Annotated in this window: 25 protein-coding genes, 1 tRNA gene and 1 pseudogene; 15 read left to right on the top strand and 12 right to left on the bottom strand. The window is 67.0% G+C overall.

The window, feature by feature from the left end; all coding sequences use genetic code 11:
* Positions 1-209: 209 nt before the first annotated feature.
* The 5 genes and pseudogenes from RF701_RS06525 to RF701_RS06510 all read left to right on the top strand — a co-directional run.
* Positions 210-599: pseudogene (locus RF701_RS06525) on the top strand (ATP-binding protein); the annotation flags it as partial.
* Between the two features lie 61 nt (positions 600-660).
* A tRNA-Leu gene (locus RF701_RS06520) sits at positions 661-745 on the top strand.
* A gap of 792 nt (positions 746-1,537) precedes the next feature.
* Positions 1,538-1,846, top strand: a complete 309-nt coding sequence (locus RF701_RS17635) for a DNA/RNA non-specific endonuclease (protein WP_374758598.1) — start codon at positions 1,538-1,540, stop codon at positions 1,844-1,846.
* 30 nt (positions 1,847-1,876) lie between these two features.
* Complete coding sequence (locus RF701_RS06515; protein WP_308814471.1) at positions 1,877-2,296, top strand: hypothetical protein; 420 nt, start codon at positions 1,877-1,879, stop codon at positions 2,294-2,296.
* 695 nt (positions 2,297-2,991) lie between these two features.
* Positions 2,992-3,192 (top strand): hypothetical protein, encoded by a 201-nt coding sequence (locus tag RF701_RS06510; RefSeq protein WP_203309522.1) that lies wholly within the window; start codon positions 2,992-2,994, stop codon positions 3,190-3,192.
* A 111-nt stretch (positions 3,193-3,303) separates the two neighbouring features.
* On the opposite strand, the gene RF701_RS06505 is transcribed toward RF701_RS06510, so the two are convergent.
* The 3 genes from RF701_RS06505 to RF701_RS06495 form a co-directional block, all read right to left on the bottom strand.
* Positions 3,304-3,564: an SWIB/MDM2 domain-containing protein gene (locus tag RF701_RS06505; RefSeq protein WP_203309521.1), complete on the bottom strand. Its 261-nt coding sequence runs from the start codon at positions 3,562-3,564 to the stop codon at positions 3,304-3,306.
* Positions 3,565-3,609: 45 nt separating this feature from the next.
* The gene (locus tag RF701_RS06500) at positions 3,610-3,816 is read right to left on the bottom strand and encodes a DUF2945 domain-containing protein (RefSeq protein ID WP_203309520.1); all 207 of its coding nucleotides are present in this window, start codon (positions 3,814-3,816) and stop codon (positions 3,610-3,612) included.
* An 82-nt stretch (positions 3,817-3,898) separates the two neighbouring features.
* On the bottom strand, positions 3,899-6,883 hold the full coding sequence (locus RF701_RS06495) for a TonB-dependent receptor domain-containing protein (RefSeq protein ID WP_308814470.1): 2,985 nt from the start codon (positions 6,881-6,883) through the stop codon (positions 3,899-3,901).
* A 220-nt stretch (positions 6,884-7,103) separates the two neighbouring features.
* Here RF701_RS06495 and folE point away from each other — a divergent pair, with 220 nt between their 5' ends.
* From folE to RF701_RS06470, 5 genes are all read left to right on the top strand, one after another.
* Positions 7,104-7,733 carry a GTP cyclohydrolase I FolE gene (gene folE / locus RF701_RS06490; protein WP_210358079.1) on the top strand — a complete coding sequence of 210 codons (630 nt, stop codon included), beginning with the start codon at positions 7,104-7,106 and terminating at the stop codon, positions 7,731-7,733.
* A complete protein-coding gene (locus RF701_RS06485; protein WP_308814468.1) occupies positions 7,730-8,500 on the top strand; it encodes an SDR family oxidoreductase in 771 nt (256 codons plus the stop codon). The genes folE and RF701_RS06485 overlap by 4 nt, the downstream gene beginning before the upstream one ends.
* A complete protein-coding gene (locus tag RF701_RS06480) occupies positions 8,493-8,843 on the top strand; it encodes a dihydroneopterin aldolase (RefSeq protein ID WP_308814466.1) in 351 nt (116 codons plus the stop codon). The genes RF701_RS06485 and RF701_RS06480 overlap by 8 nt, the downstream gene beginning before the upstream one ends.
* Positions 8,844-9,148: 305 nt before the next feature.
* Complete coding sequence (locus RF701_RS06475; protein ID WP_308814465.1) at positions 9,149-10,147, top strand: alpha/beta fold hydrolase; 999 nt, start codon at positions 9,149-9,151, stop codon at positions 10,145-10,147.
* A 324-nt stretch (positions 10,148-10,471) separates the two neighbouring features.
* Positions 10,472-10,786: a hypothetical protein gene (locus RF701_RS06470; protein ID WP_288938158.1), complete on the top strand. Its 315-nt coding sequence runs from the start codon at positions 10,472-10,474 to the stop codon at positions 10,784-10,786.
* A gap of 3 nt (positions 10,787-10,789) precedes the next feature.
* Here the strand turns inward: RF701_RS06470 and RF701_RS06465 are convergent, their stop codons facing one another.
* The 3 genes from RF701_RS06465 to leuA are packed head-to-tail and all read right to left on the bottom strand — an operon-like array spanning position 10,790 to position 13,637.
* Positions 10,790-11,461: an HPP family protein gene (locus tag RF701_RS06465; RefSeq protein WP_308814464.1), complete on the bottom strand. Its 672-nt coding sequence runs from the start codon at positions 11,459-11,461 to the stop codon at positions 10,790-10,792.
* Between the two features lie 48 nt (positions 11,462-11,509).
* Positions 11,510-11,926: a hypothetical protein gene (locus tag RF701_RS06460; RefSeq protein WP_308814463.1), complete on the bottom strand. Its 417-nt coding sequence runs from the start codon at positions 11,924-11,926 to the stop codon at positions 11,510-11,512.
* A 34-nt stretch (positions 11,927-11,960) separates the two neighbouring features.
* Positions 11,961-13,637, bottom strand: coding sequence for a 2-isopropylmalate synthase (gene leuA / locus RF701_RS06455; protein ID WP_308814462.1), 1,677 nt, complete (start codon positions 13,635-13,637; stop codon positions 11,961-11,963).
* Between the two features lie 305 nt (positions 13,638-13,942).
* Between leuA and RF701_RS06450 the strand changes: the two genes are divergently transcribed.
* Positions 13,943-14,335: a BLUF domain-containing protein gene (locus RF701_RS06450; RefSeq protein ID WP_203309512.1), complete on the top strand. Its 393-nt coding sequence runs from the start codon at positions 13,943-13,945 to the stop codon at positions 14,333-14,335.
* Positions 14,336-14,362: 27 nt separating this feature from the next.
* Here the strand turns inward: RF701_RS06450 and RF701_RS06445 are convergent, their stop codons facing one another.
* The 5 genes from RF701_RS06445 to miaA form a co-directional block, all read right to left on the bottom strand.
* Positions 14,363-14,977, bottom strand: a complete 615-nt coding sequence (locus RF701_RS06445; protein ID WP_308814461.1) for a YceI family protein — start codon at positions 14,975-14,977, stop codon at positions 14,363-14,365.
* Positions 14,978-15,126: 149 nt separating this feature from the next.
* Positions 15,127-16,146 carry a ketol-acid reductoisomerase gene (gene ilvC / locus RF701_RS06440; protein ID WP_308814460.1) on the bottom strand — a complete coding sequence of 340 codons (1,020 nt, stop codon included), beginning with the start codon at positions 16,144-16,146 and terminating at the stop codon, positions 15,127-15,129.
* A 156-nt stretch (positions 16,147-16,302) separates the two neighbouring features.
* Entirely contained in the window at positions 16,303-16,818 is a 516-nt protein-coding gene (ilvN, locus tag RF701_RS06435; protein WP_203309509.1) for an acetolactate synthase small subunit, read from the bottom strand.
* A gap of 112 nt (positions 16,819-16,930) precedes the next feature.
* Complete coding sequence (ilvB, locus tag RF701_RS06430; RefSeq protein ID WP_210358070.1) at positions 16,931-18,676, bottom strand: biosynthetic-type acetolactate synthase large subunit; 1,746 nt, start codon at positions 18,674-18,676, stop codon at positions 16,931-16,933.
* A 66-nt stretch (positions 18,677-18,742) separates the two neighbouring features.
* A complete protein-coding gene (gene miaA / locus RF701_RS06425) occupies positions 18,743-19,681 on the bottom strand; it encodes a tRNA (adenosine(37)-N6)-dimethylallyltransferase MiaA (protein ID WP_308814458.1) in 939 nt (312 codons plus the stop codon).
* Here miaA and serB point away from each other — a divergent pair.
* Complete coding sequence (serB, locus tag RF701_RS06420; protein WP_308815623.1) at positions 19,662-20,540, top strand: phosphoserine phosphatase SerB; 879 nt, start codon at positions 19,662-19,664, stop codon at positions 20,538-20,540. The genes miaA and serB overlap by 20 nt on opposite strands.
* Before the next feature lie 10 nt (positions 20,541-20,550).
* On the opposite strand, the gene RF701_RS06415 is transcribed toward serB, so the two are convergent.
* Positions 20,551-21,630, bottom strand: a complete 1,080-nt coding sequence (locus RF701_RS06415; protein ID WP_210358067.1) for an SPOR domain-containing protein — start codon at positions 21,628-21,630, stop codon at positions 20,551-20,553.
* Between the two features lie 161 nt (positions 21,631-21,791).
* Between RF701_RS06415 and RF701_RS06410 the strand changes: the two genes are divergently transcribed.
* Genes RF701_RS06410 through RF701_RS06400 form a run of 3 tightly spaced genes read left to right on the top strand, consistent with a single transcriptional unit; the run spans position 21,792 to position 24,456 of the window.
* Positions 21,792-22,508: a ParA family protein gene (locus RF701_RS06410; protein ID WP_203309504.1), complete on the top strand. Its 717-nt coding sequence runs from the start codon at positions 21,792-21,794 to the stop codon at positions 22,506-22,508.
* Positions 22,509-22,515: 7 nt separating this feature from the next.
* Positions 22,516-23,094 carry a hypothetical protein gene (locus tag RF701_RS06405; RefSeq protein ID WP_308815622.1) on the top strand — a complete coding sequence of 193 codons (579 nt, stop codon included), beginning with the start codon at positions 22,516-22,518 and terminating at the stop codon, positions 23,092-23,094.
* A gap of 21 nt (positions 23,095-23,115) precedes the next feature.
* A complete protein-coding gene (locus tag RF701_RS06400) occupies positions 23,116-24,456 on the top strand; it encodes a tetratricopeptide repeat protein (RefSeq protein ID WP_308814457.1) in 1,341 nt (446 codons plus the stop codon).
* Positions 24,457-24,493 lie beyond the last annotated feature (37 nt).

Raw genomic sequence — 24,493 nt, 5'->3', positions numbered from 1 at the left:
TAACGAAGCTGCGGCTGTGAGCCATGTCACCGCCCGAGGCTTCCCACCGTCGCGGATAGAGCGAAATGACGATGGCATCTCTGTGCTGGTCTTTGCGCCCTTGCCCGACGATAGGATGTCGGGTCTCGCACAAGCGCTGCCTGTCCATCTGAGCGCGAAGATCGCTATTGTTGGCGGCCCATTGTTTGAATGACCCCAATTTGAAAACGGGTGCCATCCTCGACCGCATCGACCTGCACGCCGAGGTCGCGGCGGTGACGGCCGCCGATGTGATCCTGCCGCCGCCGGCCGAGGGGTCGGCCGAGGTCGCGGCGCGGGTCGCGCAAGCCTGCGCCGTCCAGTCGCGGCGCTATGTCGACCAGCCGCCACGCACCAACGCGGAGGCGGACGGCGCGCTGCTGGAGGCGGTGGCGACGCCAGACGACGCCGGCCGCAGGCTATTGGCGCAGGCGGCCGAAGCGACTCGCATGTCCGCGCGCGGTTACACGAGGGTCCTCCGCGTGGCGCGGACCATCGCCGATCTCGCCGGCAGCGATGCGGTGTCGCGCCTGCATGTCGCCGAAGCGCTGAGCTATCGACGCCGGCCGCCCGCCGCGTGAGATCGCGGACGTGTACCGCTTGCCGTGTGCCGTCGCATCGGCTACCGGGCGCATCTTCGCTGCCCCTGTGGCGAAATTGGTAGACGCATTCGACTCAAAATCGAACGCCGCAAGGCATGCTGGTTCGAGTCCGGCCAGGGGCACCACTCTCGTCAGATCGCGCCCATAGAGGGCGAAACTGGGTGCCTCAGGGCGGTGCCGAGCACGACGGCGGCCGAATACGGCTTGACCTGTTGGAGAATGTTGCTCAAATGTTCTTCCCGCATGGATTGCGGGTCAGCATGACGCACATACCGGACAGCGAAAGACGGCGCGCCTTTTCAACATGGCTGCGGACCGGCAGATTTCCCTCCGTAACAAACGCGGATGGGGTCGAACTCAAGTTCAACCCTTGGCACGATCCGGGCACGGGCCGTTTCACTTTTGTCGGCGCCGGACAGCGTCATGGCCAGTGGGGGGACGGCGGCTTCCCGGGTGGCGGTAGGGGCGGCGGTGGCGGCGCGACTGGTTCAGGCGATTGGTCGGCTGGTTTGTCCCGGCGGAAACCGCACAATCCGGCAAGAGGTCGCACGCCGAAGGTCCCGGCGCAGACTGCCGCGTCGGCCAATCATGCGGCGTCTCCAAAGTCATCCGCTCACGAGTCTTCGCCTGGAGGCACATGGACGAGTGGCGGATTCGTCGGCGGTGGCGGCGGTAGCTTTCGTGGAGCGGGAGCATCAGGAACGTGGGGGGGGTGCCCGATCCGAAACGGCGTCCATCTCCTTTACCGGGGTCGGCGACGGCCGGTGCGTCTTCGGATCAGATCGCCGCGACACATGGGACTGCCGCACGGCTCGCGAGCACGCCGAGCGAAGAATTTCGTACGGTCGTTCGCAACGGCTATGCCTATCACATCGACGCGCGCGGGCGGACGCGGCGCGTTTCCGGTACGTTGACGATTGTCTGAAGCGCCACGCCGCTCTCGCACTTCACAGCGGCAGGCGGGCGGAACAGAGCGCCGCGCGAGCGACGACCGCGGCCATTACATCGCTGCGCGCTTCGACGGTCCGACCGACGCGTTCAACCACTTCGCGCAGGACAGGAATTTCAACCGCGGGGGCTACCGTCTGCTCGAGCATGAATGGGCGAGAGACAAGCGTGTCGGACGGGCGGTGACGGTAAGAATCGTTCCGCAGTTCAGGGGCAAGTCCGTGCGACCATCGACGATCAACCTGTGGTGGACGGTCGATGGCAGGGAAAGAGTGTGAAATTTTCTAACGAACGATCGGAGAATCGCCGTGGCTGAAACCGAGTCGGAACGTCTGCTGCAGGAGATCGGCGGATTGCTGATGGACGACAGCGAATATCCGTCGAAACCCACGCTGCTCTACGCCCAACTCGATCACAACATGGTGGGAGATTCTATCTTCAAGGACCTTGGTAATCAACTGCTCTATCGGCGGTCGTTAGACGAACGCTTGCTGCATGCGCTTCTTGATTTGTGGGAGGCGGAGGATGAGCATGATCGGTGGTCGGAACTGGAATACGTGTTGCGCGATGGCAAATTCGAGGTCGCCTATTACTATCCTGACGAAATCGATCCGGAGGAAGACGTGCTCAAGCGCCGCGAGCGTGCGTTGCGGCGGCATTTCGGAGATAAGCCGATCGTCTATCCACCGTTGCTACTGGAGGACGAAGCTCCAGGCTACGATCTGTAGGTTACGCCTTATCGAGCGTCGGGGAGCAACCGACACTTTCCAGTGGCTTGCGTGCCCGGCTTCGTCCCCTTGGGGCACTCCTTTCGATACGACGAAGGCATCGGCGATGCCGGCCGAACCGGATTGGACGTCGCTGGCGTGAGGGCGTCGCGTCTTGGCGGCGGCGACGGTGCGTCCGGAACGTGTCGGGCGCCAGAATGGTCAAATCCAGCATCGGCCAAATATAGGCAGGAGCCAAATCCCGGCAGGGTCAACGTTCGACGCGGGCGGGCAACATCCGCAGGTCGCAGGCCGCGTGGTTCCAGCGCGCGGTAGATATGCGATCGGACGCGACGAAAACCGACGAACGGGACTGGACGAACAGCGTTGCCGATGCGTTATGAACGCGTCGCGGCGGGCAATGCAGTTTCGTGCTCGTCACACGACCCCGTCGCGACACCCGGCATCGTGGATCCGTCGCCCCGGCCCGTCGCTGCGCCCGCCCTTGTCGAACGTAAGGGCCATGGCCATATGCCGCTTCGGTACGGCGGTGGCGGGTTTCCCCCCGGTGCTCCCGCCGTGCCACCCGTCTGCGACATCCGGCTGATCGGGTTCGCGACACATTGCGACACTTTGCACGTCCTGGCTGAAAATCGGGCGCAACAAAGCGCAGCTAGCGCTTCCGTCCGGGACGATATGGCCATATGGGGCAGGCAATGGACACGCCGCTGCGCGGCTTTTGTATGGGGTTTGCGATCGGGGCGGCGCTGGTGCTGCTCCGCGCGACGATCGGGGCAGGTGAGATGTCGGCAAAGCCGGTTTCGTTCTGGATGTATGTGCTGGCGGGCGCGGTGATGATCATCGCCTCGACGATCGCCATGCCCTTCCTCAGCCCGCGCAAATCGGGTCGCGCCTGATCGCCCTGCGACGGCACGCCGTCGCGTCGTCGTTCGGCCCGGGGCGGGACCTTCGCCGTGAGGGCGTACCGGGATCAAACCGGTACGCCCTCGGGAATACGCGCTGGCGCCTTAGGCCTTCACGTGCTGCGAGATGTACTTGTTCATCTCGAACATCGTGACCTTGTCCTTGCCGAACACCTTCTTCAGCTTGTCGTCGGCGAGGATCTCGCGCTTGTTCTCCGGGTTCTGCAGGTTGTTGGACTTGATATAGTCCCACACCTTGCTGATCACCTGGCTGCGCGGCAGCTTCTCGTTGCCGACGACGGCACCGAGCTCGGCCGAGGGCTGAACGGGGGCGTGGATGCCGCCGGTCTTGGTAGTGGTAGCCATCGCATTCCTTCCTGTTTCGCCCGGTCCATCGCCGGGCGGAGCGATTCACGCCTTCTTGAGCGCCCCCGCCTTGTGCGCCGCCTTTCCGCCGTTGTCACTCTCTACAATATATTGCGGGTCGTCCTTCGACGCACGGACGGTGTGGTCCTTGATCTTGGTGTCCTTCGTCACCTTCTTCTCGACCTTGCCGTGGGCGGTGCCGCCGTGGCTCTTCCACGTCACCGTGTCGCCGGCCTTCAGGTTCGCTGCCATGTCCGTTCCTCCTGTTGGGTGAGGATGACAGCGCGCGAACGGCCCGCGGGTTGCGTCCGACGGGCCGCCGCACCCGCCACGATCAGAATTTGAACCCGGCGGCGACGCCGTAGCGACGCGGTTCGATGGTGAAGATGTTGGTGTACAGGCCCGACGACTGGTCGCCGACCGCCTGGCCGGTGATGGCGTTGTTGTCGGTCAGGTTCTGCACGAACGCGCGCAGATACAGCCGGTCGCCCGGCGCGTTGACCTGCACCTGTGCGTTGACGACCTCGTAGCCAGGTACGCGGTCGATGTTCATGTTGAACACGCTCGCATAGAAGTTGCCGGTGTAGTTCAGGTCCGCGCGCGGCACGATGGTCCAGTCGCCCGCGACCGGGATCGTATATTGCGCACCGACCGCGAACTTGTACGTCGGCGCCTGGGGCAGCTTGTTGCCGTTCAGGCTGACGCCGACGCCATCGGTGACGGTGAAGGGCAGCGCGCCGCTGGGCACGCCGAACAGGGCGCGCAGCGGCGCCGACGGATTGGCGGCGGAGGCGGCGAGCGCCGAGCATATGCCGAATGCGCCGGTGGTGCCGGTGCCCGGCACGGCGGTGGGCGCCCGCAGGCCGATGGCGCTGTTGACCGCCGCGACATAGCCGTTCGCCGCCGCCGCGCCGCCCGCGGTGGGAATGACGACGCAGTTGGAGGCGTTGGTGATATCCTTGATGATCACCGTGTCGGTGCGACCGCCGGACGGCAGGCGCGGGTTGATCAGTTGCTTGTCGCCGGTGATCTGCGTCTTCAGCGCGCTCATGTTCATGTTGACGACGAAGCGCGGGGTCGGGCTGACGATCGCCTCTGCCTCCAGACCGTATATGTTGGCATCGACATTGTCGTTTACCGCGGTGCGCGCGACGATCCGGCTAAGCTGCAAGCCTTTGTACTTGTAGTAGAAACCGGTGATGTTGAGGCGTAGGGCGCCGTGGCCGAAGCTGTTCTTCGAACCGATCTCGAAGGCATCCACCTGCTCGGGTGCGAAGGCCTGGGGCACGGTGAAGGTCGCCGGCAACGGCGGATTGATGCCACCCGACTTGTAGCCGCGCGAATAGGACGCATAGAGCAGATTGTCGGGCGTGATCTTGAAGTCGAACACCGCGCGGCCCGTCAGCCGGCCGAACGCGACCTGGCGGACCGCATAATCCTGCACGCCCGCGGTCGTCGGATCGAAATCGGTCGAGGCGTAATTCAGGCCGCCGTTGATGCTCGTGGCGTTGTACGGCGTCAGTACGTTGAGCGTCAGGTTGCGCGCCTGCACAAATTTGTCGTCATGATTGTAGCGCAGGCCAAGCGTCAGCTTGGCGCGCGAGCTGACCTCGAAATAGGTCTCGCCGAACACCCCCCAGGATTTCAGCCGGAAATAGGGCGTGTCGTTGCGATAGAAGGGCGAGGCGAGGAAAGCGTTGCCGCCGACCCCCGGAATGGCCGCCGACGAGGCTGCGCCAAGGATGCCGGACGCATAATCCAGTCCAAAGGCGTTGACGAAATAGTCGTTGTTTCTGCTGCGATTGTCCAAATAGATCCCGCCGAGCAGGAAGTTGAACGGCCCGTCGAAGCTGCTGTCGACATGCGCCTCCGCGGAAATCTGGCGGCTGGTGATGCGCGAACGGTCGAAGTCGAGGCTTTGCGGATAGCAGCCGATGCTCGCGCCGCCGTAGACACCCAGATTGTTAGGGTCGGGCGCGGATTGGCAGACCCCGCCGGCCGGCCCGTTCGGGATCAGCGTCTGGCGGACGCCGTTGAGGAACGCGAACGGGCTGCCCGCCCGGCCGAGCGCGTTGAGCTGCGCCAGGCCGGGGTTGTTGGCCAGCGACCCTTCCACGGCGAGGTTGTAATCGACCGTGCTGTCCACGGTGTTGCGCGCGTAGCCGCCCGTGAAGTTGAAGTTCACCCGGCCGAAATCGTGGAATATCTTGGCGGTATATTGCTCCTCCTCGGCGAAATAGGTCGGCGTGTAATCGACGCGGACGGTTCGCACGTCGGTCGGATTGATCACGCTGGCATAGGGATCGGTGCCGTAGAGGCTCTGCAGCGCGAAGCGACCGAGCACCGGATTGTTGACGTTGAAGAATTCGGTGGACGTCAGCACCGCGGCCAGCGTCGAAAGGCCGTTCGTCGTCTCGAAGCCCTTGGTGTCGGGCAGGCAGCCGAGCACGCCCGTCGGGTCGCGATGGCAGAGCTGCTTCTGGATACGACTGCGATTGTCGCGCTCGTGGAAATAATAGCCGATCAGGTCGACGCGCGTGTCGCTGGAGGGCGCCCAAGACAGCGTGCCGCGCACCGCATAGAGATCGCGGTCGTCGATCCGCCGATTGTCGTAGGTATTGAGGGTATAGCCGTCGCGCTTCAGATAGGTACCCGCGACCCGGATGCCGAGCGTATCGCCGATCGGCAGGTTGAACATGGCCTGCGCGCGTTTCGAATCGTAATTGCCATATTCGAATTCGCCGGCGGCGTGGATGGCGGTGAGATCGGGCTTGGCGGTGATGAAATTCACCACGCCGGAAGTCGCATTGCGTCCGAACAGCGTGCCTTGCGGGCCGCGCAGGACCTCGATGCGCTCGAGATCGAAGAATTCCGTCTCGAACAGCCGCGTCGTCGTCAGCGGCATATCGTTGACGTGGATGCCCGTCGCGGTGTCGCACGACGTGCCGACGCAAAGATCGCCGATGCCACGGATCGTGAAGCTGGAGGTGGTGAAGCCCGTTTTCGTGTAGGTGATCGAGGGCAGCGACTGCTGCAGCGCGGCCGGATTGACGATCTGTTGCTTCTGGAGATTGTCGGCCGTGAAGGCGCTGACCGCGATCGGCACGTCCTGCAACCGTTGCGACTGGCGCTGCGCGGTGACGATGATGTCGCCAAGGCTGGCCTGGGAGTCGGTGGTCGTGCCCGACGGCGCCTCCTGTCCCGGGCCGTTGGTCGGCGCGCCATTCTGCGCGCTGGTCGTGTCGGCGGTCTGCGCGGCGGCAGGCACCGCGGTCGCCACAATGATGGCGGTCGCGGCAAGCAGGCGATATTTGATCACGGTGGCACCCTCCCAAGGAACGCCGCCCGCTGGTCTGATGCCCGCGATCCGGCACAACATCCGTTATCTCGCAGGGTGTTATCCTAGGTTTCGCCAGTCAAGCGGCATAGGTGAAGATAATTACGTATGCGTCCGGGAAGCCACATCCTCTGGAACCGTTGCGGGATCGTACCTATTGTCCGGAGCCGGCGCTCGGCCGGCTGACGAAGGATCTCGATGTATGACCGACACCGGAGATACGCCGGACGATGGCGATCTGGTGAGCCAGACCAGCGACGCGCCGATCCCCGCAGAGGTTGCGGAAGCCGTGCGAACGTTGATCCGCTGGGCGGGCGACGATCCGACACGCGAAGGCTTGGTGGATACGCCGCGACGCGTGGCGAAGGCGTGGCGCGAATATTGTGCCGGCTACGCCGACGATCCCGCGCATCACCTGTCTCGCGTGTTCGAGGAGGTCGGCGGCTATGACGAGATCGTGCTGTTGCGCGACATCCCGTTCCAGTCGCATTGCGAGCACCATATGGCGCCGATCATCGGCAAGGCGCACATCGCCTATCTGCCGAAGGACCATGTCGTCGGCATCTCCAAGCTTGCGCGCGTCCTCCACGCCTATGCCCGGCGCCTGCAGGTGCAGGAGCGACTGACGGCGGAAGTCGCCGATTGCATCTGGACCCACCTGAAGCCCCAGGGTGTCGCCGTGGTGATCGAGGCGAGTCATGCCTGCATGACCGCGCGCGGCGTGCGGACCCCGGGCGTATCGATGACGACGAGCCGGATGATGGGCGTCTTCCGCGACGACGAGCGCAGCCGCAAGGAGGTGTTGGCGCTCATCGGTCTGACGCGGGCGTGAGCGAACGGCCGCGAGGCTGGGTGCTCGTGACCGGCGGCGCGAAGCGGCTGGGGGCCGCGATCGCCCGCGCCTGTGCGGAGGCCGGCTGGCGCCCGGTGATCCATTTCCGCGAATCGGCGGATGAGGCCGCGACGGTGGCGGCTGCGCTCGGCGGCGTGCACGTGCGGGGCGACCTGGCCGATACGGCGGACGTAGAGACGCTCTTCGCCCGCGCGCGGCTCGCGACGGGCGCTCCGATCGCCGCGCTCGTCAACAGCGCGTCGCGCTTCGCGTTCGACCGGCCGGAGGCGATCGATCCCGGCTTGTCGGCCGAGCTGCACGCGATCAACGCGGTCGCCCCGGCGATGCTTGCCGCAGCGCTCGCGGCGCAGGAGGATCTGGACGAGGGGGTGGTCGTCAATCTGCTCGACCAGAAGCTCGCCAACCCGAACCCTGATTTCTTCTCTTACTCGCTCAGCAAATATGCGTTGGCGGGTGCGACGACGATGCTGGCGCAGGCGCTCGCCCCCCGTGTCCGCGTCAATGCGGTCGCGCCCGGCCTTACCTTGCGCAGCGGCGACCAGAGCGAGGAGGAATTCGACACGGTATCGCGTCGCAACCTGCTGGAGCGCCCCGTCGGCGCGCAAGCGGTGGCGGACGGTGTTGTCTATCTGCTCGGCGCGCGCAGCGTGACCGGTCAGACGCTGTACGTTGATTGCGGTCAACGCTTCCTCAAGCGAGACGGCGACGTGATGTTCGAGGGGCGAGGGGGCGACGGGAATGGCTGAATTCACGACGATCCTCGAGGGGCTCGAGGTCATGATGCGCCTCGGCATCCACCCGCATGAGGCAGTGCCGCAGCGGGTGATCCTGTCGGTGTGGATGACAGTCGATTATCCCGCGCCACCAAGCAGCGACCGGATCGAGGAGGTGCTGGACTATGATTTCGTCCGCAACGGCATCCTCGCTCTCGTGGACGGTCCCGGTTTCGACCTGCAAGAAACGCTGGTCGAGGCGGTGGCGGCGCGATGTCTCGCCGACCCGCGCGTCCGCCACGTCCGTGTCCGATCCAAGAAGCCCGACGTCTATCCGGACGCCGCCGTCGGCTGCGAGATCGTGCGCCGACGTTAGCACTGCCGCCCAAGCCGTTAGGCCGTGATCGGACGACCACCGGCTGCATAGGACGCGCCGCCCCTTTTTTGGCCATTCCGATCCAACCTGTCGCCAAGCTGCCCTTCGCGGCGAGGGCGGGCTGGCGGGGCACTCGGACGGGCGCGGAGATGATGCGGCGCCGATGGGCGGGGACTTGGCAGGAACGCAGGGCTGATCGATAAACACGTCCGCCTTCGCAATTCCAGGTGGCCCGCCCGCTTCGGCAAGCTGCAGGCACAGGTCTGAAGATCAGTGCGGCGCCTGTAAGAAACGGGAGAATAAGCATGCTGTCTATCGACCGCCGCACGTTTTTCGTCGGTGCTGGTTCAGCCGCGATATTCGCAAGCTCCCGCGCGGGCGCGGCTGCGCCGGAATTGCTGGTCCCGCCCGCCGATCGCGAGTTGCGGGTTCCCATCCGAGGCGGTTCCATCTTCGTCCGGGTCAACGGTGATCTCAAGGCACCTCGCAAACCGATCATTTTCGTTCACGGGGGGCCGGGTGGCGCCTGCTGGCAGCTGTTTCCGGCGGTTCCACTGGCGAGCGAGAGGGGTGTCATCCTCTACGATCAGCTCGATAGCGGTCATTCCGATGCCCCAGGCGACAGGGCCAACTGGACGATCGAGCGGTTCGCCTCCGAAATTGACGCCATACGCGCCGCGCTCGATATCCGCGAGTTCCACCTGCTTGGGCACAGCTGGGGCGGCATCGTCGCAGCGCGCTATGCCGAGCGGCAGCCGGGCGGCCTGCGTAGCCTGATCATCCAGGACGCGCCGATGACCGCCGACATGCTCACGGCCGGCCTGCGCAGACATCTCGACCTGCTGCCGCCGGACCAGCGCGCGGTGGCGTTGCGCGATATGTCGGGCAAGCCGGTGAGCGCGGCTGAAAAACCGCTCGTCGAAGCGGCGGCGCGTGCGCTCCACGGGAAGTTGATGTACCGAGGGGCCAAGCCGCGGAATGGCGTCGTCTATATGGACGGCACCCCATTGGATCGCGGCGATGCCGTGGGCGCCTATATGCTTGGCGAAGGCGACGGCTTTGCATTCACGGGCGCTTTGTCGAGTCTCGATGAGACCGCCCGGCTTGGGGACATCGTCGCGCCGACCCTGCTGCTGTGCGGTCAGTACGACCTGATCCCGCCGGTCGAGTTCCGCAAGCTGTTGCCCAAGTTCAGGCGAGCGAGCTTCACACAGGTGGCCGATGCCGCGCACATGGTCCAGTGGGATCAGCCCGTCGCCTGGCGCGCCGCGATCTCGACTTTCGCCGGTCGCTACGACAGCTAGGATCTGACCATCGGGCCAGGAAGCGGTGCCTGCCCGCTTCTCCGCCCGGCCGCCCCTCCAGATTACGCTGTGTGAGTGGCAGGCTGGAGGTGATGACCGACACCGCCCCGATCCAGACTTGCCGGATCGCACAATGTACGGTTCGAGCGAGATCGGCCGGCCTGCGCGGCCCGCAAGCCGTTGCCGGCCGTGATGCGGCTTGACGGTACCGGTGTGGTCGCGAGGACGCCGGCACCGTCGCCTGCGGCGGCGATCATCCCCGGTTCAGTCGCGCGATGCCACGCCTTTATCCGGGGTCGAACCCCGTGTGAAGGAGTATCGGTGATGAAGGGTTTTCGCATCGTCCTGTCCGTCCTCGCCGGCGGCATCGCGCTGACGGCCGCCACGGCCGAGGCACAATCCTGGGGCTATGATCGCTGGCAGGCGGACCGTGCCTATCGCGGTGCGGACGTCCGCGCGCAGGAGGCGTGGCGCGATCAGCGCGCGGCCAATGCCGCGGCCTATTACGGCGATTACCGTGCCGCGGACGCCTATGCCCGAGCCGCCGCCTATCATCGGGCGCAGGCGCGCCGCGATGCTCGATTCGCGCGGCATGAGGACCGCCGCGCGTACCGCGATTACGGCGATCGGGGCTGGTAAGCCCTAGCTACCGGCCTGCCGCTCGGCCGCGTGCCGGGCGGCATGGTCGAGCAGGGCATCGAGATCCTCCCGCGCGATGTCGAAGCTTTCGTGCATGTCGTCGAGTGCCGCGTCTATGTCGGCGGGTTGCACGTGCAGCCGACCCGGCAAAGGGGGTAGCGCGACGGGCACGTGCGGATAGCTGTGCCTGCCAGCACGATGAAAGACGATCGCCAGCATCGCCAAGGCCAGCGAGTTGAGCGCGACGGGCGCCAGCGCGAAGGCGAAGCCGGCGGTGTGCACGGCCGGACCGCCGATGACGGCGGTCAGCGCCGCCGCGCCGCCGGGCGGGTGCAGGCATCGCAACAGCGACATGACGAGGATCGCGCCGCCGACCGCCACGGCGGCCGCGACCGTCACGTCGGGAATCAGGCGCCATGCGGCAACACCGACCACGGCGGACACGGTGTTCCCGCCGATCACCGACCAGGGCTGCGCCAAGGGGCTGGCGGGGACGGCGAAGGCGAGAACCGCGGATGCGCCGAGCGGCGCGACGATGATCGGAAGGTCCGCGGCGCCCAGGTGAAGCCGGCCGCAGATGAGCATGGTCAGCCCGATGCCGATCGTCGCGCCCAGGCACGCGAGCAGACGGTCGGGCAGGGATCCGCCCGCGAGGATCGGCTTGAACAGGCGCATGACCCGCCGTGGCCGAATTCTACCCCGCCCGTCAACGCGACGCGTGATCTATCCTATCCTGGGGGCGCCCTGCGCATCCAGGGGCGCCGTTTTGCCTTCCATCAGCCAGGCCATGGCCGCCGCTTCGCTGTCGAATACCGCGCGCTTGTCGTCCGAGATGCGTTTGGCCTGAAGCGCGTGCAGCTTGGTCGCGACGATCATCGCGATGCGGAACGACGGTGAGTCGGGGCGTACCATCTTCGCGAATTCCGCGACCACGTTCTGCGGCAGCAGGTTCTTTTCGCGCATGTCGATCAACGTCCGGAGGTGGCCGTGGCGCGTTCCCGACGCGAGCATTTTTCGCAGCGTCGTGGCGACGTCGGCCGCGAAGCGCTCGGTTATGTCGGTGTCCCAGTCGCCGCGCAGCGTCAGTCGCAGGAATTCGCCGGGTGCGTCGAAGTCGATGGAATAGGTCGGGCGTGTCATGAGGGCATCATGACACGCCAAGCCAAATGAAGAGTTAATCCATAACGGACTTTTGTGCGTTATTTGCAGCGCTTAGCACGGCACGCACGCTGGCGGTCGCGATATCCGTGTCGAGACCGACGCCGAAGACGGTTCGGCCGTCGGACGTGCGGCATTCGACATAGGCGGCGGCTTGCGCGTCCGCGCCGTGGCCGATCGCATGTTCGCTATAATCGACGACGTCCAGGCTGGGTCCGGTCGTTTCGGCAAGCGCGGCGATGACGCCGGAGATGAGACCATTGCCGCGCCCCGCGATGCTACGCTCCTCGCCGTCGACGGCGACCCGACCGATGAACAGCCGATCGCCGGCGCTGCCGCTCTCCTCGTAATCGCGCAAAACGAACCGATCGTCGTCGCGCGGCAGGTAGGTCGCCTCGAACCGCCCCCAGATGTCGGCGGCGCCGAGCTCGCGGCTGGTCTCGTCCGCGAGCTGTTGCACGTGGCGGCTGAAATCGGCCTGCAGCCGCTTGGGCAGCTTCAGGCCCTTGTCCTGCTCGATGATCCAGGCGACGCCGCCCTTGCCGCTCTGCGAGTTGACGCGAATGACCGCCTCGTAGCTGCGACCGAGGTCGGCCGGGTCGATGGGCAGGTAGGGTACCTGCCACAGATCGTCGTTGCGTTGCGCCTGCGCCGCGAACCCCTTTTTGATCGCGTCCTGGTGGCTGCCGGAGAAGGCGGTGAAGACGAGATCACCGGCATAAGGGGTCCGCGGGTGGACCGGGATGCCGGTGCAATGCTGTACCATGTCGACGATGGCGTCGATGTCCGACAGGTCGAGCGCCGGGTCGACGCCTTGCGTGTACATGTTGAGCGCGACCGTCACGAGGTCGCAGTTGCCGGTGCGCTCGCCATTGCCGAGCAGGCATCCTTCGACGCGGTCGGCGCCGGCCATCAGCCCGAGCTCCGCCGCCGCGACGCCGGTGCCGCGGTCGTTATGCGTATGGAGGGAGATGACGACGGTTTCGCGATTCGGGATGTGGCGCCCGAACCATTCGATCTGGTCGGCATAGACGTTCGGAGTCGCGCATTCGACCGTCGCGGGCAGGTTGAGGATCAGCGGGCGCTCCACCGTCGGGCGCAGCACATCCATCACGGCCGCGCATACCTCTACGGAAAAGTCGAGTTCCGCCGTGGAGAAGGTTTCCGGGCTGTATTCGAAATGCCATTTGGTGTCCGGATAGCGGGCGGCCTGGTCGCGCAGCACCTTTGCGCCTTCGACGGCGATCGCCTTCACCTCGCCGCGCGTCATACCGAACACGATCTTGCGCCAGGCCGGCGAAACGGCGTTGTAGAGATGGACGATCGCCTGTTTCGCGCCCTGAAGGCTGGCGAAGCTCGTCTCGATCAGGTCGCGGCGCGACTGGGTCAGCACCTGGACGAAGACGTCGCCGGGAATGCGCTCCTGCCGGACCAGTGCGCTGATGAAATCGAATTCGGTCGCCCCGGCAGACGGGAAACCCACCTCGATCTCCTTCAGGCCCAGCTTGCAGAGCAGGTCGAAGAAACGCCCCTTCTTCTCCGCGTCCATCGGATCGATCAGCGCCTGGTTGCCGTCGCGCAGATCCGTGGAAAGCCAGCGCGGCGCCCGCGTGATCGTGTTGCCGGGCCACCGCCGGTCGGGCAGGTCGACGGGCGGGAAGGGGCGGTATTTGGTCGAGGGCGTGCGGAGCATGATCGGGTCCCGGCTCTGGGCCGCCGCGGTGGACTCCGCGCGCGGCGCTAGGTGGCGCTGAAGCGGATTCGGCCCTTAAGGGAAGCGCGCCTGTGCACTGCCGCCCTTAAGGGCGGATAAGTCGAAGGAAGGCGCGCAGGTCGGTCATCTCGTCCGCTCGTTCATGCCGTCCGATCCGGCCCATGTCCAGCGATGATGTCGGGTCAAGCGATGCTTTGCCGCCAGCCTTTATTAACCCTTTGATCCTAGGAAGGAGCGGACACGGGCGGGGGCTTGTTGATCCACGGTAGGAAAGGCCCGACGCGATGCGCCAGCTCGTCTATATCAGTACCCTGCGGCGTGGCGAGTCGGTCGATGCCGAACAGATCCTCGCGCAATCGCGGCGCAACAATGCACGCGACCGCGTGACGGGGCTGTTGTTCTTCGACGGCAAGCGGTTTCTGCAGGCGCTGGAAGGCGAGGAGGGGGCGGTCAATGCCGCCTTCGCGCGCATCCAGGCGGACGCACGGCACTATGCGCTCGTGGTGCTTTCCAACCGCACGATCGCGTCCCGCGAGTTCGGCGAATGGGCCATGGCCTATGCGAAACCGGGGGAGGCCGCCGACGCACTGGATCGCGTGGTCCGTCTGACGGCGGAGGCAGACGCGGGCGTGCGCGCGACATTCGAGGGTTTCGCCAAGGTGCGCCGGGCGGCCTGAACCGCACCGGCGCAGCAGGGGCGAACGTTACGCCGTGAAGGCGGCGTGGATGTGCAGCTTCACGGTGTCGGAGACGACCGGTGCATAGGCGCCGACGCCGAAGTCGCTGCGCTTGATCGTCGTCGTGCCGTCGAAGCCGAAATTGAGCTTCTTGTTCATCGGATTGGTACCGGCACCGACGAAGGTCGCGTCAATCGTCACCGGCCTGGTCTGGTCCTTGATCGTCAGGTTGCCCGTGATCGTCGCCTTGTTTCCGTCGCGCGGCGTTACCGAGGTCGAGACGAAACGGGCGGTCGGGTAGGTCGCTGCGTCAAAGAAATCTTTCGACTGCAGGTGCTTGGCAAACGGCGCCGCGGTGACGCTGAGCTGATCGATCTGGAAGGTCACGTCGACCTTCGCAGCGGCAGGCTTGGCGGGGTCGATGGTGATCGAGCCGGCCGACGCGCCGAACATGCCCTCCAGCACCGAGAAGCCCATGTGGTTCACTTCCCAGGCGACCTGCGTGTGGAAGGGATCGACCTGATAGGTGCCGGCGGGCACCTTGGCGCTCGGCTGGCCGGGCTGACCCGGTGCGGTCGGGATGATCTGTGCGATCGCGGGAACGGCGGCCGTGGCGAGCACGGCGGCGAGGATAAGGCGCATGGATGGTCTCCCCTGTTGGATGGCCGGGGTTTGACCATAATGTCTGCCCGACGAAAAGCGCCGGAACGGAAACGCTTGGTTGCGCCACCCTCACCCTGGTCGTGCCCGCGGGCGTGGACCCGCGGGACAGGCGAGGGTGGCCGGCCCCGTCAGTTCTTCGCCTTGTCGACCAGCTTGTTCGCTCCGATCCACGGCATCATCGCGCGCAGTTCGGCACCGGTCTTTTCGATCGGATGCGCCTGCGCCGCCTTGCGCGCCGCCTTCAGTTCCGGCTGGCCGGCACGATTGTCGAGGACGAAGTTCTTGACGAAGCGACCCGACTGGATGTCGGCGAGCACGCGCTTCATCTCGGCCTTGGTGTCATCGGTGATGATGCGCGGGCCGGTGGTGATGTCGCCGTATTCGGCCGTGTTGCTGATCGAATAGCGCATGTTGGCGATGCCGCCCTCATAGAGCAGGTCGACGATCAGCTTGGTCTCGTGCAAACATTCGAAATAGGCCATCTCCGGGGCATAGCCAGCCTCCACCAGGGTTTCGAAGCCCGCCTGGATCAGGTGCGTGATGCCGCCGCACAATACCGCCTGCTCGCCGAACAGGTCGGTTTCGCATTCTTCCTTGAAATTGGTCTCGATGATCCCGGACCGGCCACCCCCGACGCCGCTGGCATAGGCGAGCGCGACGTCATGGGCGTTGCCGCTGGCGTCCTGATGGATCGCGATCAGGCAGGGGACGCCCCCGCCGCGGACATATTCGCTACGGACGGTATGGCCCGGGCCCTTGGGCGCGATCATGATGACGTCGATGTCCGCGGGCGGCTCGATCAACCCAAAATGCACGTTGAGGCCGTGCGCAAAGGCCAGTGCGGCGCCGGGCTTCATATTGCCCTTGAGGTCGTTCTCCCAGATCGCGGCCTGATGCTCGTCGGGAGCGAGGATCATCAATATGTCGGCCCAGCCGGCTGCATCCTTGTTCGACAGCACCGTGAAGCCGGCGGCCTCCGCCTTCTGCGCGGTCGCAGAGCCCGCGCGTAGCGCGATCGCGACGTCCTTCACGCCCGAATCGCGCAGATTCTGCGCATGGGCATGGCCCTGCGATCCATAGCCGAGAATGGCGATCTTCTTGCCGGTGATCAGGTTCAGATCGGCGTCGCGATCGTAATAGACCTTCATTGTTCGTCCCTTTGCTTCTTTTTTCCCTCTCCCGCCGGGAGGGGATAGGAAGGCTTGGCAGCGCGCTGCCGAGCCGGAGTTCGTGAGGGCGGGGCGCCGCGGCCCTCACCCTTCCGCGCCTTCGGCGCTCCCTCCCTCGTCCGGTGGGAGAGGGATTTACGCCGCCTCGCGGCCGCGGGCGATGGCGGCGATCCCGGTGCGGGCGACCTCGACCAGCCCCACTTCGCCCATCAGCTCGACGAACTTGTCGATCTTCTCGATCGTGCCGGTGACCTCGAACACGAAGGAGGCGATCGTCGCATCGACGACGCGCGCGCGATAGACCTCGGCGAGGCGCAGCGCCTCGATGCGGTGGTCGCCGGTGCCAGCGACCTTGACCAGCGCCAGTTCGCGCTCGACGTGCGCGCCGCGGGCGGTGAGGTCGGTGACCTTGTGCACGGGTACCAGCCGATCGAGCTGCGCGATGATCTGCTCCATCACCGAGGGCGACGCGCTGGTCACGATGGTAATGCGGCTGACCGCCTTGTCGGCGGTGATCTCCGACACCGTCAGGCTCTCGATATTGTAGCCCCGTGCGGTGAACAGGCCGGCGATCCGGGCGAGGATGCCCGGTTCGTTGTCGACGATCACCGACAGGGTGTGGCGTTCCGTGGCTTCGGTCTTGATGTGCATGGGACTTCTTCCCTCCTCCCACGTTCGGGAGGGCTCGGGGTTGGGAAAGCCGCGAGCGGGTCTGAGGGTGGACAGGCTCACCCCTGACCCCTCCCGCAAGCGGGGAGCGGCGTTACACCAGCGCTTTCGCCTCGTCGTCCATCGTGCCGGATACCTCGTTCGCCTGCAGGATCATGTCGGTGTGCGCTGCGCCCGAGGGTATCATCGGGAAACAATTGGCGAGCTTGGCGACGCGGCAGTCGACTATCACCGGGCCGTCATGGTCGAGCATCGCCTGGATGCCGTCCTCCAGTTCGCCCCGCGCCTCAATTCGGATGCCTTTCCAGCCATAGGCCTCGCCCAGCTTCACGAAGTCCGGCAGGCTGTCGGAATAGCTTTCGGCATAACGGCTTTCATACGTCAGTTCCTGCCACTGGCGGACCATCCCCATATATTCGTTGTTGAGGATGAAGATCTTGACGGGCAGGCGATATTGCGTGGCCGTGGCGAGCTCCTGGATGTTCATCTGGATGCTCGCCTCGCCGGCGATGTCGATGACGAGCGCCTTCGGATTGCCCAGCTGCGCGCCGATCGCCGCGGGCAGGCCATAGCCCATCGTGCCGAGGCCGCCGCTGGTCAGCCACTTGTTCGGTTTCTCGAAGCCGAAATGCTGTGCCGCCCACATCTGGTGCTGGCCGACCTCGGTCGTGATGATCGGCGATCGGGCATGCGTCGCCTCCCACAGCGCGCGGATCGCGCGCTGCGGCATGATTTCCGTCCCGGACTCGGGGAAGTCCAGCGATTTGACCGCGCGCCAGCCGGCGATGCGCCGCCACCAGTCCGACGTGTCCGGCTTGGGATGTTGACGCGCCTTCCAGACGCGCACCATGTCTTCCATGGCATGGCCGGCATCCGCGATGATCGCCAGATCGACGCGCACGTTCTTGTTCACGCTCGACCGGTCGATATCGATGTGAACCTTGCGGCTGTTCGGGCTGAACGCGTCGAGGCGACCGGTGACGCGGTCGTCGAAGCGGCTACCGATCGCGACGACCAAGTCCGCCTGGTTCATCGCCATGTTCGCCTCGAACGTCCCGTGCATCCCGAGCATGCCGAGGAACTGCGGCGAGGATGCCGGGAACGCCCCCAGGCCCATCAGCGTCGACGTGACGGGCGCGCCCGTGATCCGTGCCAGTTCGCACAGCAGCTGGGATGCGGCGGGACCTGCGTTGATGACGCCGCCGCCGGTGTAGAGGATCGGTCGCTCTGCCGCGGCGAGCATGTCCACGACCTGCTCGATCTCGCTCTGGGGCGCCTTGACCTGCGGGCGATAGGTCTTGTGCTGGATGACGCCGGGCTTGACGTAGCGCGCGGTGGCGACCTGGACGTCCTTCGGAATGTCGATGACGACCGGACCTGGGCGACCGGACGTGGCGATATGGAACGCCTCGTGGATCACCGCGCCCAGTCGCGCCGGGTCCTTCACCAGATAATTGTGCTTCGAGCAGTGGCGCGTGATGCCGACGGTGTCCGCCTCCTGGAAAGCGTCGGTACCGATGAGGCTGGTCGGCACCTGGCCGGTGATGACGACCATCGGGATCGAGTCGAGCAACGCGTCGGTGATCCCGGTCACGGCATTGGTCGCGCCCGGACCCGAGGTGACGAGGACGACGCCCGGCTTGCCGGTGGAACGAGCGTAGCCCTCCGCCGCGTGGGTCGCCGCCTGCTCGTGCCGGACGAGGATGTGCTTGATCCGTCCCGAGCGGAACATCGCGTCGTAGATCGGCAGGACGGCGCCGCCCGGATAGCCGAACACGACCTCCACGCCGAGATCGCACAGCGCCTCGACCAGGATGTCTGCTCCGCTCTTCTCCGCCACGATAACCTCCATACGCCTTGGTCGAGGGCTGCGCGGGTAGAGGGGGTGCCGGGGTGGGTCAACCCATTATAGCAATAAAGATGCAATTTTGTTTTCGGCATCGACAGAATCTGTCGCGATATGCCAGCTGGATGGTGGCTGGTGTCGAAACCAGGTATATTGCCGCTTGGCATAGCGGCGGGTGTCGAGGCTGGTCCGGGCAAGCGCCGCGGCGCGGTCGCATTCGCCGCGCACCATGGCTGCGATCGGCGGTACGCCGATCGCGCGCCGGATGGGGGCATCGTCGGGAACGTCGTTGCGATCGAGCAGGGCGGCGACCTCCTCGATCGCGCCGGTCGCGAACATCGTGGCGCAGCGTGCGTCGATCCGCTCGATGAGCGTCGCGCGATCGGGCAGGAGGACGACCGCGGCGAGCGCGACGCGGTCCGCGATCCCGCCGGTACGTTCGTCCTGCCAGGACGCCAGCGGACGTCCGGTGGAGCGGACCACCTCCAGTGCACGCGCGACGCGCGCCGCATCGGCCGGCGCCAGGCGCGCGGCGGCGGCGGGATCCTCGACGGCCAGCAGCCGGTGCGCGTCCGCGACGGGCAGCGCGCGGACCGCCGCGCGGATCGCCGGGTCGATCGTCGGCACCGGCGCGATGCCGTCGATCAGCGTGCGCAGGTACAGGCCGGTGCCGCCGACCAGGATCGGCAGTCGCCCTCCGGCGTGTGCGGCGTCGATTTCGGCGCGCGCCTCCTGCGCCCATCGGGCGGCGGAATAGCCGGCGTCGGCGGCGTCGACATGGCCAAACAGTCGATGCGGCGCGCGCGCCTCGTCGGCGGTGTCGGGGCGCGCGGTCAGGATGCGAAGGTCCGCATAGACCTGGCTCGCGTCCGCATTGATCACGACGCCGTCGTGCGCTTCGGCCAGGCGGACCGCCGCGGCGGACTTGCCGCTGGCGGTAGGCCCTGCGATGAGCGCCAGCGCGGGTTTGGAGGGCAAGGTGTTCACGGCGACGCTCATAGCAGCAGATCGACTCGATGCGGGCGATTGTTCGACGGCAGCCGACCGGCTTGCGCAGGCGGGCTGTATGCCCGCGGCGCCGCTATGGATCGACGCCGGTCGCGCGGCGGACATTCCCTTCGCCACCGACGCGGCGGCGGCGCGCGTCGCGCTGGAGCAGGCGTTCGCGCGGGTCGACATCGTCGTGCAGCCGATCGCGAGCCGGGCCAAGGCGTTGATCGTCGCCGACATGGATTCGACGATGATCACGGTCGAATGCATCGACGAGCTGGCCGATTATGCCGGCATCAAGGCCGAAGTCGCCGACGTGACGGAGCGCGCGATGCGCGGCGAGCTCGATTTCGAGGCGGCGCTGGACGCGCGGGTCGCACTGCTTGCGGGCCTCGACGAGGCGGTGATCGCGCGCTGCCTGAAGGAACGCGTGACCATCATGCCCGGCGCGAAGGCACTGGTTCGCACCATGCGTGCGCAGGGCGCGACGGCGATCCTCGTCTCCGGCGGCTTCACGCGCTTCGCGGAGCCGGTGGCGGCGGAGATCGGGTTCGATCGCGCGATCGCCAACCGCCTGCTGATCGCCGACGGGCGACTGACGGGCGGCGTGGCCAAGCCGATCGTCGGCGCGGCGACGAAGGAGGAGACGTTGCTGGCGGCGATCGAGGCGGGAGGGATCGATCCCGCGCGGAGCCTGGCCGTCGGCGACGGTGCCAACGACCTGGCGATGATCCGCCGCGCGGGACTGGGTGTCGCCTACCACGCCAAACCCGTCGTCGCGGCGGCGGCGGCGGCGCGTATCGATCACGGCGATCTTTCCGCGCTGCTGTACGCGCAGGGCTATCCCCGCACGATGTGGGTCGATTGATCGCGCCCGATCAGGGCGCGATCACCACGCACGACACGCCCGACGCGTTGCAGGCGCGCTGCGCCCTCGCCTTGTCGGCATAGCCGACCGCCTGCAGGCGGATGACGTTGCCCGCCTTGACGTAGGCGGGCTGGGCGCCTGCGAGGCGGCCGTGCACCTTGGCCCATTGCGCCTCGGCGTTCGCCTGGGTGCTGAAGGCGCCGATCTGGATCCGCCATCCGCCGTTCGCGCGGGGCTTCGGCGCAAGAGGGGGCTCGGCGACCCTGGCCGCCGGCCCGGGCGTTTTTTCGCCACCGGCCTTGGCCGCCCGTTTCGTCGGCGCCGCGGCGGGGGCCGGCTTGCTCGGTGCCGGATGCGCGATCACCGGCTGCTCCGCGACGCGGTCCGGCACCGGACGATCCGGCGAAGCCTGGGGCATGCGCGGCCGCGGTGTGGCCGGCGACGACGCGGATGCCGGGGGACGGGAGGGCGGCAGGTCCGCGGTAGCGATCCGGGTCGCCCGCTCGGGACGAGCATCGGGCGCGCTGCGTTGCGCGGCGGCATATTGCTGCGCCAGCTGCGTCCCGCGTTCGCGATCGGCCGGGGTGATATATTCGTCCATCTGCGCCAGCGTCTCCGACGCGGCGCCCAGGCCGGCGCGCGAGGCCAGCGTCATCAGCGCATAAGCGCGCGGATAGTCGCGGGACACGCCATCGCCGTTGAACAGCATCGTACCGAGTACGAGTTGCGCACGCGGTTCGCCGCGCGCCACCGACTTGTTGAGCCAGGGCAAGGCATCCGCCTTCTTGTTCGCCTGAAACAGGGCGAGACCGTAATTGTCCTCCGCCTGGGCATGGCCCTGCAGGGCGGCCTTGCGGAACCAGCTTTCGGCCAGCACCGGATCGAGCGGCACGCCGCGGCCGAGCTTATAGGCCTGGCCGAGGTTGAACTGCGCATCCGCATCGCCCGCGACCGCGGGACCGCGCCATTGGTCAACCGCGGCGGCATAGTCGCCGCGACCCCAGGCATCGACACCGGCCTTCACGTTCTGCGCCGCCGCCGGCGACGCCGCACCGAGCATCGCCACCGCGAACCAAACCGAGCCACGCATGCTTCACCCCTCAGATACCCTGGCCCGCATCATGCCCCGACGCGCCCAAGAAGGCAAAGCGCGGGCGGCCGATGGGGCGCTCGTGCGTCGTTAACGGCTTTTTAGCGCGCCTCTGGCACCTCAGCATCGCCGATTTGGGCAGTTTATTTCGAAGGGGGCCTATGCGCGTTCTCGCGATGGCATCGCAAAAGGGTGGTTCAGGCAAGACGACCTTGTCCGGACACCTGGCCGTGCAGGCGCAGATGGCGGGCCACGGCCCCGTCGTGCTGATCGACATCGATCCGCAAGGGTCCCTCGCCGACTGGTGGAACGAGCGGACGGCGGAATATCCCGCCTTCGCGCAGACCACCGTCGCCCGGCTCGCCGCCGATCTCGAATCGCTGCGGCAGCAGGGGTTCAAGCTCGCGATGATCGACACGCCACCGGCGATCACCATGGCGATCCAGAGCGTCATCAACGTCGCCGAATTGATCGTGGTACCCACCCGGCCGAGCCCGCATGACCTGCGTGCCGTCGGCGCGACAGTCGATCTTTGCGACCGCGCCGGCAAGCCCCTGATCTTCGTCGTCAACGCCGCGACGCCCAAGGCGCGCATCACCAGCGATGCCGCCGTGGCCCTGTCGCAGCACGGCACCGTCGCGCCGATCACGCTGCACCAGCGCACCGACTTCGCCGCGTCGATGATCGATGGCCGCACCGTCATGGAGGTTGATCCGAACGGCAAGTCCGCCGCAGAGGTGGCCGCGCTGTGGAGCTATGTCGCCGACCGGCTGGAAAAGAATTTCCGCCGCACCGTCTTCACCGTCCCGACTAGCGGCGGCGGCTTCGGGGCGCGGCCGGCGGCCGGTGGCTTCGGTCGCCGCGTGGTGGGAGGCTGAGCGCGTGATGTTCGGCAGCGGACCCAAGCCGATGGCATCCCTCTCGTCCGGCCTGCTCGCCCGCAAGGGGCAGGCGCGACCCGCAATGCGCAGTCAGGGACTGGGGGGCTTCGGCCATGGTCTCGACGATCTCGGCTGGAACGACATGGGCGGGGAGACCGCGGTCGCGCCGGCCGCCGTGCCCCCGCAGCCGCAGCCGCAGCCGCAGTCGCAGCCGCCCTCGTCGGCGGCGCCCGCGGTGGTGCCGGCATCACCCGATGCGCCCGCACCGGTGTCGGCGGAGTCGATCCCGACCGTCCTGCTCGAGCGCGAGCGCCTGCAGGCCGCGATCACGCCGCCGCCCGCGGTCAAATCCGTTTCGGTCGCCACGGCGACCCGCCTGCGCCGTGAGACGCAGCATGCCGGAAAGGCCGCCTTCACGCTGCGCGTGGACGCGGAGCGGCATCTTCGCCTGCGCCTGGCGTCGGCGATCACCAACCGGTCCGCACAGGACCTCGTCACCGAGGCGCTCGACGCGCTGCTCGCCGCGATCCCGGAGGTGGAGGCGCTTGTCGCGCAGCTGCCCCAGGGCAAGCGCGGCCGCTAAAAGTTCCGGGGGGAAGCACCGATGAAAACCCGCACGATCCTGTCGCTCAGCCTGTCGGCGCTGGTGCTTGGCGGCACCATGGTCGGCTGCACCGCCAATGGCGCGCATGTCGCCGCCGCCAGCGACCGCGCGGCGCAGCGCGCCGCGCGCGACGCCGCCAAGCAGGCAAGCAAGGCCGCGCAGGCCCTGCAGAAGCGGGACGCGCCCGTCGCGATCGGCTATGCGGAAGCGGCGGTAGGCCTGGCCCCGCGCGACGTCGGCTATCGGATGATCCTGGCCGACAGCTATATGCGCGCCGGTCGCTTCGCCTCCGCGCGGGCGGCCTATGGCGACGTGCTGCAACTGACCCCCGACAATGGCAAGGCGGCGCTCAACCTCGCGCTGACGCAGATCGCGGGCGGGGACTGGGTTTCGGCGCGCGCGACGCTGGGCGCTCACAGCAATGCCATTCCGGCGGCCGATCTCGGTCTCGCCACGGCGCTTGCGGGCGATCCGGCGACGGCGGTGGCGATTTTGACGCCCGTCGTACGCTCCGGCCACAGCAGTCCGAAGGCGCGGCAGAATCTGGCGCTGAGCTATGCGCTGGCAGGCGAGTGGCAGATGGCCCGCGTCGTCGCGGCCACCGACATGTCGCCCGCCGACGTCGACGCGCGCATGGAGCAATGGGCGGCCTTCGCCAAACCGAGCTCGTCGATGCAGCAGGTCGCCGCGCTGCTCGGCGTGATGCCCGGTCCCGACGCCGGCCTGCCGGTCGCGCTGGCGCTCAACGCACCGGTGCCGGTCGGCGCGCCCATGGCCCAGATGCCGACACAGGTCGCCGCGGCGGAACCCGTCGTTCCGGCCCCGCTGCCGTCGCCGTCGCCAACCGCGATCGCCGCGGCCACGCTGGCCACGGTCGCTGCACCGACGGCCGCGTCGGCCCCGACACCCATGAAGATCGCCTTCGCTCCGCGCCGCGAAGTCGTGCAGCCGCTGCCTGCCCCGATGCTCCGCGCCGCCGGACCGATGAAGGTCGCAGCCAACGTCGTCGTCCAGAACGTCCCGCCGGTGCAGCGGCTGGCGCGGCATGGCGAATGGTACGTCCAGCTCGGTGCCTACAGCACCGTCGCGGTCGCGAAGTCCGGATGGGCGATCGCCACCCGCAAGTTCGCCGCGCTGTCCGGCCATCAACCGACCGGCGCGTCCTTCGCCGGGCGGCAGGGCCAGCTGTATCGCCTCTCGGTCGGCGGGTTCAGCCGCGAGGCGGCGGACAGCTTCTGTCGCGGCTATCGCGCCAAGGGCGGCACGTGCTTCATTCGCCGCGACGCAGGCGACCGGATGGCGCAGTGGCTGCGGACGCCGGTGCAGGTGGCCGCGCGCTGACCGCGCCAACCCGTCCGGTGTCGCCTATCGCGCACCG

Origin of the sequence: Sphingomonas sp. GV3 (assembly GCF_031082075.1) — a bacterium.
GTDB lineage: Bacteria > Pseudomonadota > Alphaproteobacteria > Sphingomonadales > Sphingomonadaceae > Sphingomonas > Sphingomonas beigongshangi.
The sequence above is the reverse complement of the archived record's forward strand: the minus strand, read 5'-3'. Positions and strand labels throughout refer to the sequence as shown.